Here is an 11,591-nt window from a genome sequence, read left to right on the forward strand (position 1 = left end):
GGGCTGGGGCTGCGGCTGCGGCTGGGGCTGCGGCTCGGGGAGAGCCTCTGCCGCTTCCCGGGCGGCCTCCGTCCCCGCTCGTGCGGACGCGCGGATGCGGGGCACGAGGGGGCGGGGGAGCAGCCCCGGAGGGCACTGGGTGCGGACGGTGAACCAGACGGTCTTGCCGTCGGGCAGCGGCCGTACGCCCCAGCTGTCGCTGAGCGCCGCGATCATGGCCAGACCGCGCCCCGGGGCACCGGCCGGGCGAACGCCGAACAACGCTTCCAGGTCGGTGTTCCGGTCCGTCACGGAGACCGTCAGCTCCCGGCCCGAGCGGTGCAGTTCCAGGGTGCATCTCTTGTCGGGGCCCGCGTGCCGGTGGACGTTGGCCAGGAGTTCCCCCACGCCCAGCCGCACCGGTCGCATCAGCGGCTCCAGTTGCCAGTAGCGCAGGTGGGCGGTGACGATCCGCCCGACCTGGGGCATCCGCCCCGACCGGGCCTCGGTGTGCAGGATGTAGCGGTGGTCGGCTCGGGCGTTCATGGTCGCGACTGCCTCCTTCGCCGCAGGGAGACCGCTGGGTGCGGTCCTCTGCCTCACCTTGCCGGAAGGGCAACAGGTGGTCCCGGCGCGTGCCCTCGGCCCGGCCCGCACCGGCCTGCCTCGCCGGCCGTTGCCGGCGGCCGGCCTCACCGGCTGACTTCGTCCGGCGTCCTCAGCGTGAATGCCGGATACCCCAGGGTCACCCGGCCCCCACGTTCCCGCAACGTCACGCCCGTGCCCTGCGCACCGTGACCCCCGCCGCTCACCCGCCCTTCCCGGGCCCGTACGGCACGTACGGCACGTACGGCAGATACGCAAGCGCACGGATGCGCGGGCCCCGGCATGGAGTGCCAGGAGGGGGGTATCCGCTCCACGCTGCGGAAGTTACTTGCCGTACGGAGGAGGTTCACTGATGCTGATGGCTCACCCCCTGGTCCTGAGCGGTCTCTTGGAGCAGTACGAGGTGCTGACGGCGCTCAATGCCGGTGAGGGGAGTGAAGACGTCCGCCGGCGCATGGAGGACGTCACCTACACCATGTGCGTGTCAACCGGAACGCGCGACATCGGATCGGCGGTCGCGGCCGCGCGCAAGCAGCTCGCGCACGGGGCCCGCCGCAAGGCGCCCGGCGCCCCGGGGAACCGTGCCGGAGCGGTCCCGGCGTAGCACGGGCCGTACGGGAGGGGCCGGCCGCCGGCCCGCCTCAGGCGCTGGGGCCCTGCCCCGTGACCTCGGCCATCCAGCCGTACGGCAGCGCGTCCCCGTCCACCGTCACCTTCTCGACGGCCTGCGTCTCGGGGTCGATCTCCGCCTGCACGCCCTCGCCCTCGTAGCGGGGGAAGCCCGAGACCCCCACCTCGCCCGTGGCCTCGACGGTGGCGGTCCGCAGGGGAGAGCCGTGGTCAGGGTGGCTCTCCTCGTCGGCGACCCGGGGCTTGAGGGCGACGGTGTAGCGGCTCGGGGCGGGGCGGATGGGCTGCGGGCTCATGGTCCGCCAGGCTAGCCGCCCGGGCGGGCGAAGTCCCGGAAGCGGCGGGAAGCCCCCGCCGAACGCGGCGGCGGCCCTCGCCAGGGCGTACGCGCTCCGGGAAGGCCGGTGAACGCATCGGTACCCGGTCAGGGGCGGGAACCGGGCGCAACTGCCGTTCGCGCAGGGGCCCTCCGCGCCACCCGCCGTGCGCCGGACGTTCCGGGCCGGTGCCGGCGGACGGGCCGCCAGGTGGCGACCAGGGCTCCCGCCAGGAGGAGTTCGGCGACGTCACCGCCGTAGTACATGATCTCCGCCGCTCCCCGCACCTCGGGGACGGGCGCGTGCACGTCGATGAGGAAGCCGCCGTACATGAGCTGGGCCACCGCGGCGTGGGCGGCGACCGCGACGCCGAGCACCGCCAGGCGCACAGGCACGCCGGGCCGGGCAGGGGCGGGGTCGGGACCGGCGATGACGTAGGCGAACAGGCAGCCGGAGAGCAGGAAGTGGGCGTGCACCGCCCAGTGCAGGACGGGGTTGCCCGCGGTCATGTTGTAGAGCGGGGTGAAGTACAAGGCCGCGAGGGTGCCGGTGCTGAGCATCAGGGCGGTGGCCGGGTTGGCGAGCAGGCGCAGGCCACGGCTGTGCAGGAAACGGGTCAGCCGTCGGGCGCGCCCGGTGGGCAGAGCGCGCAGGAGGAGCGTCAGCGGTGCGCCGAGGACGAGACCGAGCGGCGCGTACATGCCGATGAGCATGTGCTGGAGCATGTGTCCGCGGAAGTCGTCGTGGGCGAGCGGGGCGACGGGCGGGACCAGGGCGAGCGCGAGCAGCACACAGCCGGTCAGGAAACCGGCCACCCGCCCTCCGCTCCATCCCCGGCCGCCAGGACCGCGCCGTGACCGCGCGACGAGCCACAGATAGGCGAGAGCGAGCACGGCGGGCACCGCGGCGGCGAGCAGCCAGCCGGGAAGAGGACCCGTAGCGCCCGTCCCGGAGTCATGGACGGGGTGCACGGCGCTGCCCATCAGACGCGCCGGCCGGGCCGGGCCGCGGCCCCGGCGCTGCCGGAGCCGTCGGGGTCGAGGGGGCCGATGGGGCCGGGGAGCCGGGCGCTGCGCTGGAGGAGCCAACCGCCGGCGAGCAGGAGCGCACCCAGGAGGAGGAAGCCCGCGTCCCACCAGGTGCGGTGGGGGCCGCCGTGAACGTGGTGGATGCCGAGGAGATGGTGGTCCACGGCGCCTTCGACGAGGTTGAACAAGCCCCAGCCGGCCAGGATCCAGCCCCACAGGACCCGCGAGGCCCACACCCGGCGCCGGTGGTGGGTGACACGGGCGTAGAGGATGCCCAGGCCGAGCAGCACCGCCGTCCAGCAGACGGTGTGGAAGACCCCGTCCCACACGGTGTTCATCTCCAGGCCGGAGACCGTATGCGGGTCGTAGTACTTCAGCCCGATCCGGTCGTCGTCGGTGCTGGTGAGCATGTGGTGCCACTGCAGCAGCTGGTGCAGCAGGATGCCGTCGGCGAACCCGCCGAGGCCCACGCCCAGCACGATTCCCGGCAGCCGGATGCTGTTGCGTGCGCTCTTCGGCGCCCTGCCCGCCCGGGCTTCGTCGTCGCCGGTGGGAGTCATCGTGTGCCTCCGTCCGCTGCGAGCTTCGGGTCCTTAACGGGTCCTTACAGGTCCTTACGGGGTCCTCCGGATGCCCTTCGGGTCCTTGAGCCCCGGACACCACGTGTGCCCGGCGGTGCGCGGAAGCCACATCGAGCTGCGGCATTGGCCGGTAAGGGCCGTCCCGCGGTGGCGGATGACCATGCCGCGGCGGCGGAACGCGCCGCCCGTCCGCCGTGACGCAGGCCATAGGCGGCAACGCCGCGGCTCGGTAGCCTTTCGGCTTACCTGCTACGTATTCGGACGGTTCCTCCGGTGTCTGCAGACCTCACCCCCCTGATCGCCGCCACGACACAGTGGCTGACGCGTGCCTACCCCTCGCCGGGCGGCGCCGTCAGTGCCGCCCTCGCCCAGGCGCAGGCCCGCCAGGCCGTCACCGTGGCCGCATGGCTGCGTTACCCGACGAGCCTGGACGCGGCGCTGGTGATGATGAGCGGTCCGGGCGGTGCTGCCCGGCTCGACTGGCAAGTCGGCGCCGACTGCTCCGCCGGCCGGCCTGCCGGCGACGAGCCGGAGGACGCCTGGCGGACGTGGGTGGACGAGGTCGTGGCGAGCTGGGCAGCCTGTCTGCTGACCGATCCGTCGCTGGCCGGCGCGGCGGTGGCGGCAGTGTCCGGCAGCGAGCACGCGGATGGGCTGACCGTCGACTTCCGGCGGATCACCGGCCCCGACGAGCTCGACCGCGGCGCCGCGGCCTTGCTGCGTCACCCGGACCTGCTTGCTCCGATATCCGGCCTCCACGCGTCCGAGCTGGCCGATCGGCTCCGGCCGGGCCACGCCCCGGCCGCCTGAGCCGGCGAGCGGGCGCCCCCGGACCGCGCCGCCGCGCGGTGCCGCGCGGCCGGGTCAGGGCTGCTTGCCGCGGCCCGTGAGCTTGTCACGAACCCGGTCGACCATGCCGGCGCCGGGTGCGAGGAGCTTGAGGAGGCCCGGAGTGTCCGGGGCGGCGGGATGCGGCCGCGTGGGGGCCGTCTTCTTGGCCTTGCGCACCTTCTCGCCCAGGGTGTCGAGCAACTCGGCCGGACAGGAGTCGGCCAGGAGCCGGAAGAGGCGCTCCTCCTCGTCCCGTACGTGTTCGGTGACCACCGACCTCAGCCGGGTGACGAGCGTGTCGAACTGCGGCTCGCCGGGCCCGCGGCCTTCCAGGTCCTTCAGCAGCCGCTCGATCTCGCCGTGATCCGTGAGCTCCTTGTCGGCGATGTCGTCGCCGTCGTCGACGTACCGGCGGACCGCCGGGTACAGGTACTCCTCCTCGGCCACCGCGTGCCGGACCAGCTCCATGGTCAGCCGGTCGGCGAGCGTCCGCCGTTCGGCATCCTCCGCAGGGCGGGCGGCGATCTGCGCGAAGAGCTCTTCCACCTCGCGGTGGTCCGCGCTCAGTTCATTGATGACGTTCCCTCCGTGCCCCATGTCCGGGTCCTCCTTCCGTGCCGGATCGGCATCGGTGCCGGGTCAGTGGTCGAGCACGTCGAGGATCGTGGCACGTACGACCCCGCAATTCGGTCAGGCGCGCGGGCCTCCCCTCGAAGGCGTGAGCGGCGGGAGGCCGTCCGGACCGCCGCCCCTACGGCCGGGCGGCGGCCAGGAGGGATTCGGCCACGGAGGTACGGGCGTACAGCACCGAGCGGCCGGCCCGGTGGGCGCTCACCAGGCCCGCGTTGCGCAGGGCGGTGAGGTTCTGGGAGACCCCGGCCGGGGAGAGCCCTGTGCGCCGCGACAGGTCGGTGGTGGAGGCCGGGGCGTCCAGCTCGGCCAGCAGCACGGTCCGCGACCGGCCGAGGACGGCCGCGAGCGCCCCGGTCCCGGCAGCGGGACGCGACTCCCACAGGGAACCGGAGCCGCGCGCGGGATAGGCCAGCTGCGGCGGGTCCGGCGGCGCCAGCCGGGTGAGCGGGCCCGGCCCGGTGAAGACCGAGGGAATCAGCAGCAGGCCACCGCCCGAGGTGTCCCGGGAGAGGGCCGGACGCCGGCGGAGCAACCGCAACCTGTCGTCATCCCAGCGCACCGACACGTGCAGGTCGTTGAGGGCATGGGCCGCGCCCCGCTCCGCGGCCTGCCGGGCCCGGTGGGAGACGTCGGCGTCGAGCACCGTCCGGATCCGCGCCCAGTAGGGGGCGAGCGCCAGTTCCCAGTAGTGCTCGATCTCTTCCGCGACCTGGGCCAGGCGGTCCCGCGGCCGGGCGTACAGGGCCCGTGCGCGGGCGCCGAGCCCGCCCTGCTCCCGACCGAGCCGGTCGAGGTCGCGGCGCACCCGGCCGGGGTCCGCCGCCCTGATGTCCTCCAGCTCCGCCTCCAGTGCGGGGGCCGGCCCGCGGGGCGCCGGATTGAGGAAGTCGGGGACGTAGCCCGACAGCGGAACGAGCCCGGCGAGCCAGCCCCGGTCCAGCCCGGCGGCCACCACCCGTGGCCGCACCTGTTCCACCCAGGGACGGTGCACGGGATGGGCGGCCCCCGAGGCCAGCAGCTTGAAGCTCGTACCGGCCTCCCACATGGGGGAAACGGCGAACCGCATCTGCGCCAGATCCCTCGCCGAGAACACCAGCTCCGCCACAGCGCCCCCCACGGATTCACCCATGCCTGAAACAATTGGCGGCCACCCTACGCCGGGCTGATCATTCCCGGCATGACAGCACAGAAGATCACCGCCGAGCGGGCGGCGGAGACCACCACGACCACCGCAGCAACGACCACCGCAGCAACGAGCACCGCACCAACGACCACCACAACGGCCGCGCCCGCGGCGGGAACCTGGCAGCTCGGAGACCTGACGGTCAACCGGATCGGTTTCGGCGCCATGCGCCTGCCGCAGACCGGCGAGGCCCTCATCGCCGACGCCGTCCCGCGCGACCGCGACACCGCGATCCGCGTGCTGCGCCGCGCGGTCGAGCTCGGCGTGAACCACATCGACACCGCCGCCTTCTACTTCTCGCCCCTGCGCTCGGCCAACGAGTTGATCAACCGGGCCCTGGCTCCCTATCCGGAGGACCTGGTCATCACCACCAAGGTGGGCCCGCGGCGCAACCCCTCGGGGGAGTGGCTGCCCCATGCGACATCGCAACAACTGCGCGGCCAGGTCGAGGAGAACCTGCGCCAGCTCGGCCGCGACCACCTGGACGTGGTGAACCTGCGCGTCCTCGGCACCGGTTCGATAGCCGAGCGGTTCGGCGCGCTGGCCGAACTCCGCGACGCCGGGCTCATCCGCCACCTGGGCATCTCCAACGTCACCCCTGACCACCTCACCGAGGCCCGCGCCATCGCGCCGGTGGTGTGCGTGCAGAACATGTACGGCGTAGGCGTCCGCCCGGACCAGGACGCCTTCGTCCGGAGCTGCGGCGAGCAGGGCATCGCCTTCGTGCCGTTCTACGCCGTCGCCGCCTCCGGCCGGGAGACCGGGGCGAGCGGCACCGAACACCCGGAGGTCCTGGCCGTCGCCGGGGCGCACGGAGCGAGCCCGGCCCAGGTACGGATCGCGTGGACGCTTCACCGCGGCTCGCACGTGCTCGCCATTCCCGGCACCGGCGACCCGGACCACCTCGCGTCCAACGTGGCCGCCGGCGAGCTGCGCCTCTCCGAGGACGACCTCGCCGTTCTCGACTCCCTGCACCAGCGGGGCGTGTGAGTGACCGCTGGTGCACTCGGGCCGCTACGTAGGGCGACCGTGCACCTCTGCGCTGCGCATTAAAATGCAGATATGTCCGTACATCTGCAGGGGTCGCTGTTCGACCTGGCGGACGAGATCGCGCTGCGGCGCCCCCTGGCCGAGGCGCGCCGCACCGAGCTGACCGAAGGAGCCTGGATCGACGTCCTGCCGGGCTGGCTCGGCGGCTCGGACCTGCTCTTCGAGGCGCTGCTGGGGGCGGTGCCCTGGCGCGCCGAACGCCGGCACATGTACGACAACGAGGTGGCCGTTCCCCGGCTGCTCGCCTTCTACGGCGCGGCGGACGCGCTGCCGCATCCCGTGCTCACCACCGCGCGCGAGGCGCTGAGCGCGCACTATGCCGAGGAGCTGGGAGAGCCCTTCCGGACGGCGGGGCTGTGTCTGTACCGCGGCGGCCGCGACAGCGTGGCCTGGCACGGCGACCGCCTCGGGCGCGGCGCCACCGAGCGGACCATGGTGGCGATCCTCGCCCTCGGCGAGCCCCGCCCCCTCGTGCTCCGCCCGCGCGGCGGCGGCGCGGCCCGTATCCGGCAGCCCCTGGGCCACGGTGATCTGCTCGTCATGGGAGGCACCTGCCAGCGCACGTGGGACCACGCCATACCCAAGACGAGGAAACCGGTCGGCCCCCGGATCAGCGTCCAGTTCCGCCCACTGGGCGTGGGCTGACGCCGCGGGCTCCACGGCCCAGGCGGCAGGCGGATTCCGTCAGCGTCCGGCGAGCCGGGCCTCGAAGCCGTCCAGGATGGACTGCAGCCCGAAGGCGAAGCTGCCGCCGGGGGCGTCGCCGTACCCCGTGGTGCCCAAACGCTTGCGCAGGTGGGGGAAGGGGGCGGCGGCCTCGGCGGCCCGCTCCATGGTGTCGGCCAGCACTTGCCGGGCGTCCGCACCGCTGCGGTTGAGCCGCCGGGTGAGCGAGACCTCGGACGCCGGCCCGAGGGCGCTGCCGAGCACGAAGACGAAGACCGTGGCGGCGGCCTGGTCCGCCTCCGCACCGGTGAAGCCCGCCTGCTCGTACAGGGCGAGGCTGTGGTCGTCGAAGCGGGACTTGCCCGCACCGTAGAGCAGGTAGCTGCCGGCGGCCTGGCCGTACCAGGGGTGCCGGGTGAGCATGGCGTGCATGCCGGTGGCCATGTCCGCGGCGGCCGTCCGCCAGCCGGTCGCGGACAGGTCGGGCAGCGTGACCTCGTCCCAGATCGCGTCGCCGGCGAGCCGGACCAGTTCGTCCTTGGTCTTGATGTGCCAGTAGATCGCGGTGGCGGCCGAGCCGAGCCGGTTGCCGAGGCTGCGCATGTTGAGGCCGTCCAGCCCCTCCTCGTCCAGGAGGTCGGTGGCCGCGCGAATGATCTGGTCGGGGGTGAGGGTGTTCCTGGGCATGCCGACAGCCTAGTTGAACTTAGTTCATGACTGCACTTGCACATTGTTCAAGAGCGCCCTACGGTTCTACTTGTACTTAGTTCAACTCGTGAGAGGGAAGCTCATGCCGCAGGAACAGCTGTCCGCGTTCGTCGCCGGAACGGCCAAGGAGTTCGACGTCCCCGGCCTCGCCGTCGGCATCCTGATGGACGGCCAGGAGGTCTACGCCTCCCACGGCGTCACCAGCCTGGCCCACCCGCTCCCGGTGGACGAGCACACGCTCTTCCATCTGGCCTCGGTGACCAAGACCTTCACCGCGACCGCGCTGATGCGGCTGGCCGCCGAGGGCCGGGTCGAGCTGGACGCACCGGTGCGCCGCTACGTGCCCGAGCTGAAGCTCGCCGACGAGGCGGCGGCGGAGCGGATCACCGTGCTGAACCTGCTCAACCACACCGCCGGACTGGACTGGAACCTGATCGAGGACGGCCAGGGCGACGGCTCGCTCGCGGCGTTCGTCGCCCGGATGGCGGACCTGCCGGTCATCGCCGAGCCCGGCGCCCGCGCCTCGTACAGCCAGGCCGGCTACAACCTGCTCGGACGGGTCATCGAGAAGGTGACCGGGCTGAGCTTCGAGAACGCCGTGACCGAGCTGGTCCTGGAGCCGGCCGGGCTGCCGGACACCGTCTTCGACCTGGACGACGTGGTCCTCCGCCGGTTCGCCACCGGGCACAACCGCGACGAGAACGGGGCGCTCAAGGCCGCCCGGCCCTGGAAGGGCTTCCGGCCCGGCACCCGCGGCAACAACCCCGGTGGCGGCGCCGTCTCCTCGGTCGCCGACCTGCTGCGCTGGGCACGGTTCCAGCTCGGCGACGGCGGTGGAGTGCTGCCCGCCGAGGCGCTGCACCGGATGCGGGAGCAGACCGTCGAGCTGCGCTCCAGCACGCTCGGCGACGGCTTCGGGATCTGCTGGTTCCTGCGGGAGGTGGACGGCGTCCGGACGATCGGCCACGGCGGCTCCGGCAACGGCCAGTTCGCCGAACTGCTCATCGTGCCCGAGCGGAACTTCGCCGTCGTCGCACTCTCCAACGCCGGTCCCGAGGGCTACCCCTGCAACCAGTCCGTGCTCCGCTGGGCCCTTGAGCACTACCTGGGCGTGGCCGAGCGGGACCCCGAGCCGCTCCCGTACGACGAGGCGCGCGCCCGCGAGGTCGCCGGCCGCTACGAGATCGACGCGATGAACCTGGACATCGCCACCGACGGCGACCGGCTCACCCTCGCGGTCGGGATCAAGCCGGAGATCCGCGCCGCCTCCGACACCGAGATGCCCCCGGACTACGCGGCCGCCGCCATGGGCTTCCTGCCCGGCGACGGCGACGAGTACATCATCACCGAGGGCGGCCTGAAGGGGCAGCGCGGTTTCTTCAGCCGCGACGCGAACGGGGCCGTGACGGGCGTCGACCTGGCCGGCCGGCTCTTCGGCCGGACCTCGCTTCCCAGCTGAGTTCGCACTGCCTCCATCCGGCCTCCGTCCAGCCTCCGTACGGCTTTCATCCGGCCTTCATCCGGCCCGGCACCGGATGACAGGATGTGCGGATGACGACGTATCAGCCCTGGTCAGGGCTCCACACTGACCTGCTGGCCGCGAAGACTGCGGTGTACGACCCGAGCGGCTTCGTGTGCTCCCGGCCGGTGGCCGAACCGGAGAGTGCCGAGTACGCGGCCCATCGGTTCGCGCTCGACGGGCAGCCGGTCGTGTTCCGCGTGGCCAAGACGACCCCGACCAAAGCGGGTCAGTTCGTGACCGTGTGGCAACGATCGGCGGAAGGCCCGATCCGGCCCTTCGACGCGGAGGACGGGATCGACCTCTTCGTGATCAGCAGCCGCGACAGCGGTCACTTCGGACAGTTCGTCTTCCCCCGGGAGGTGCTGTGTGACCGCGGCATCGTGTCCCGGAACGGCAAGGGCGGGAAGAGGGGCTTTCGCGTCTACCCGCCGTGGGTGACCGCGCCCAATCGCCAGGCGAACAGCACGCAGGCGTGGCAGGTGAACTACTTCCTCCCCCTCCCGGAGGACGGGTCCGTCGACCTGGCGCGCGCCCGCGCCCTCTACCACCCGTAGCCGCACGGCCGCGCCCCGCGCGTCCTGCGGGGGCAGGGACGGAAGCGCGCGCTCCGGACGGAAAAGCGAATCTCCACACTTTCTTGTGAATCGGTAGGCCATGAGGGTCGGTGCATGCCCCACGGGCAGACGCGTGGTGAGGCCGTCCGCCGCTCAGGTTCGCGGCCGCCACGACATGGCAGGTGCCCGTCGGAAGGGGATGAAGGGACATGGCGACGGATCCCGCAGCAGGGCTGCAAGGCATCGATCCCGGCGTCTGGGAGCAGCTGGCCAAGGCCGTCAACGAGCACAAGCAGGACGGCGAGTCCGGCACGACGACGGCCGAGGGGCTGAAGCAGCACTACATCGCCGAGGCGCAGCGCTTCGAGGACCAAGGAGTGACGCCTCCCGAGGTCATGCGGAGCCTATCCGGCGAGGCGGACAAGTGGGACCCCTGGGAGATCAGGGTCATCGGCCCCGTCAGCGTCTACGGGGGCATCGAGTTCTCCGGCGGCGAGAACTGGGTCGCGCGCGCGGAGGCGGGCATCAAGCTCTCCGGCAAGGTGATCTGGTCCGAGGGCTTCAACCTCAACCCCAAGATGAACAGCATCAGCTGGGAGAAGAGCCTCGGAGTGGTCTGGGGCAAGCTCACCGTGGGCATCTACGGCGACAACAAGTGCCTGACCGTCAGTGGCGAAGGCTGCTACTGGTGGGGGAAGTGGCGCTGCGCCGGGTTCAACCAGACCCCCGGCTGTTTCGGCTGACGTTCCGCTGATGTTTCGCTGACGGTCCGCGGCGACCGGCCGGGCCGGCCGCCGTGCCGCCGGCCCGGCCGGCCCGCGTCCGTCTCCGCGGTCTCAGCAGGCGCAGGCGATGCCCGAGCGCGGGGCGGTCAGGTCGTCGACGGGCCGCCGCTCGCTGCCGCGGGCGGAGTCGAAGGCGAAGCCTTCGCGCACCCAGTACTCGAAACCGCCGATCATCTCCTTGACGTGGTACCCCAGGCGGGCGAACGCGAGCGCGGCGCGGGTGGCGCCGTTGCACCCGGGGCCCCAGCAGTAGGTGACCACCGTCATGGACGGGTCGATCAGGACGGGTGCCAGCTCGGCGATCTTCGCCGTGGGGATGTGGAGGGCACCGGGGATGTGCCCCTGCGCCCAGGCGGCGTCGCTGCGGGAGTCGACCACGACCACGCCGGGCGCGCCGGAGGCCAGATCGGCGTGCACGTCGGAGACGTCCGCCTCGAAGGACAGGCGCGCGGCGAAGTGGGCGGCGGCCTCGTCCGGGCGGGCGGCGGGCACGCTCAGGACGGCGGAGGCTGTCTCTT

Annotated in this window: 15 protein-coding genes; 7 read left to right on the forward strand and 8 right to left on the reverse strand. The window is 72.7% G+C overall.

Translation table 11 applies throughout. The annotated features are described in order from the left end of the window. Window positions 1–525 (reverse strand): ATP-binding protein (locus tag ACSNOH_RS28935; RefSeq protein WP_436724394.1); only part of this gene is annotated, 525 nt, incomplete at its 3' end. A 412-nt stretch (window positions 526–937) separates the two neighbouring features. Between ACSNOH_RS28935 and ACSNOH_RS28940 the strand changes: the two genes are divergently transcribed. Next, window positions 938–1,189 carry a DUF5133 domain-containing protein gene (locus tag ACSNOH_RS28940; protein WP_436724395.1) on the forward strand — a complete coding sequence of 84 codons (252 nt, stop codon included), beginning with the start codon at window positions 938–940 and terminating at the stop codon, window positions 1,187–1,189. Between the two features lie 37 nt (window positions 1,190–1,226). Here ACSNOH_RS28940 and ACSNOH_RS28945 read toward each other — a convergent pair whose 3' ends face one another. From ACSNOH_RS28945 to ACSNOH_RS28955, 3 genes are all read right to left on the reverse strand, one after another. After that, window positions 1,227–1,511, reverse strand: a complete 285-nt coding sequence (locus tag ACSNOH_RS28945) for a hypothetical protein (RefSeq protein WP_436724396.1) — start codon at window positions 1,509–1,511, stop codon at window positions 1,227–1,229. Window positions 1,512–1,639: 128 nt separating this feature from the next. Then, entirely contained in the window at window positions 1,640–2,515 is an 876-nt protein-coding gene (locus tag ACSNOH_RS28950; RefSeq protein WP_436724397.1) for a cytochrome c oxidase assembly protein, read from the reverse strand. Continuing rightward, the gene (locus tag ACSNOH_RS28955) at window positions 2,515–3,120 is read right to left on the reverse strand and encodes a DUF2243 domain-containing protein (protein ID WP_436724398.1); all 606 of its coding nucleotides are present in this window, start codon (window positions 3,118–3,120) and stop codon (window positions 2,515–2,517) included. The genes ACSNOH_RS28950 and ACSNOH_RS28955 overlap by 1 nt, the downstream gene beginning before the upstream one ends. Before the next feature lie 294 nt (window positions 3,121–3,414). Here ACSNOH_RS28955 and ACSNOH_RS28960 point away from each other — a divergent pair, with 294 nt between their 5' ends. Next, window positions 3,415–3,951, forward strand: coding sequence for a hypothetical protein (locus ACSNOH_RS28960; RefSeq protein ID WP_436724399.1), 537 nt, complete (start codon window positions 3,415–3,417; stop codon window positions 3,949–3,951). A gap of 54 nt (window positions 3,952–4,005) precedes the next feature. Here the strand turns inward: ACSNOH_RS28960 and ACSNOH_RS28965 are convergent, their stop codons facing one another. Next, entirely contained in the window at window positions 4,006–4,569 is a 564-nt protein-coding gene (locus ACSNOH_RS28965; RefSeq protein WP_436724400.1) for a hemerythrin domain-containing protein, read from the reverse strand. Between the two features lie 154 nt (window positions 4,570–4,723). Further along, complete coding sequence (locus ACSNOH_RS28970) at window positions 4,724–5,734, reverse strand: DUF5937 family protein (RefSeq protein ID WP_436724401.1); 1,011 nt, start codon at window positions 5,732–5,734, stop codon at window positions 4,724–4,726. Window positions 5,735–5,782: 48 nt separating this feature from the next. On the opposite strand from ACSNOH_RS28970, the gene ACSNOH_RS28975 reads away from it, so the two are divergent. After that, window positions 5,783–6,778, forward strand: coding sequence for an oxidoreductase (locus tag ACSNOH_RS28975; protein WP_436724402.1), 996 nt, complete (start codon window positions 5,783–5,785; stop codon window positions 6,776–6,778). 72 nt (window positions 6,779–6,850) lie between these two features. Further along, on the forward strand, window positions 6,851–7,483 hold the full coding sequence (locus ACSNOH_RS28980) for an alpha-ketoglutarate-dependent dioxygenase AlkB (protein WP_436724403.1): 633 nt from the start codon (window positions 6,851–6,853) through the stop codon (window positions 7,481–7,483). A gap of 39 nt (window positions 7,484–7,522) precedes the next feature. Here ACSNOH_RS28980 and ACSNOH_RS28985 read toward each other — a convergent pair whose 3' ends face one another. After that, window positions 7,523–8,191: a TetR/AcrR family transcriptional regulator C-terminal domain-containing protein gene (locus ACSNOH_RS28985; protein ID WP_436724404.1), complete on the reverse strand. Its 669-nt coding sequence runs from the start codon at window positions 8,189–8,191 to the stop codon at window positions 7,523–7,525. 103 nt (window positions 8,192–8,294) lie between these two features. Between ACSNOH_RS28985 and ACSNOH_RS28990 the strand changes: the two genes are divergently transcribed. From ACSNOH_RS28990 to ACSNOH_RS29000, 3 genes are all read left to right on the forward strand, one after another. Continuing rightward, window positions 8,295–9,671, forward strand: a complete 1,377-nt coding sequence (locus tag ACSNOH_RS28990; RefSeq protein WP_436724405.1) for a serine hydrolase domain-containing protein — start codon at window positions 8,295–8,297, stop codon at window positions 9,669–9,671. A 92-nt stretch (window positions 9,672–9,763) separates the two neighbouring features. Continuing rightward, window positions 9,764–10,288: a MepB family protein gene (locus tag ACSNOH_RS28995; RefSeq protein ID WP_436724406.1), complete on the forward strand. Its 525-nt coding sequence runs from the start codon at window positions 9,764–9,766 to the stop codon at window positions 10,286–10,288. 209 nt (window positions 10,289–10,497) lie between these two features. Next, window positions 10,498–11,031 (forward strand): hypothetical protein, encoded by a 534-nt coding sequence (locus tag ACSNOH_RS29000; protein ID WP_436724407.1) that lies wholly within the window; start codon window positions 10,498–10,500, stop codon window positions 11,029–11,031. Between the two features lie 93 nt (window positions 11,032–11,124). On the opposite strand, the gene ACSNOH_RS29005 is transcribed toward ACSNOH_RS29000, so the two are convergent. Next, window positions 11,125–11,571: a rhodanese-like domain-containing protein gene (locus ACSNOH_RS29005; protein WP_436724408.1), complete on the reverse strand. Its 447-nt coding sequence runs from the start codon at window positions 11,569–11,571 to the stop codon at window positions 11,125–11,127. Between the last annotated feature and the right edge of the window lie 20 nt (window positions 11,572–11,591).

Origin of the sequence: Streptomyces sp. URMC 127 (assembly GCF_051386535.1) — a bacterium.
Classification (GTDB): Bacteria; Actinomycetota; Actinomycetes; order Streptomycetales; family Streptomycetaceae; genus Streptomyces.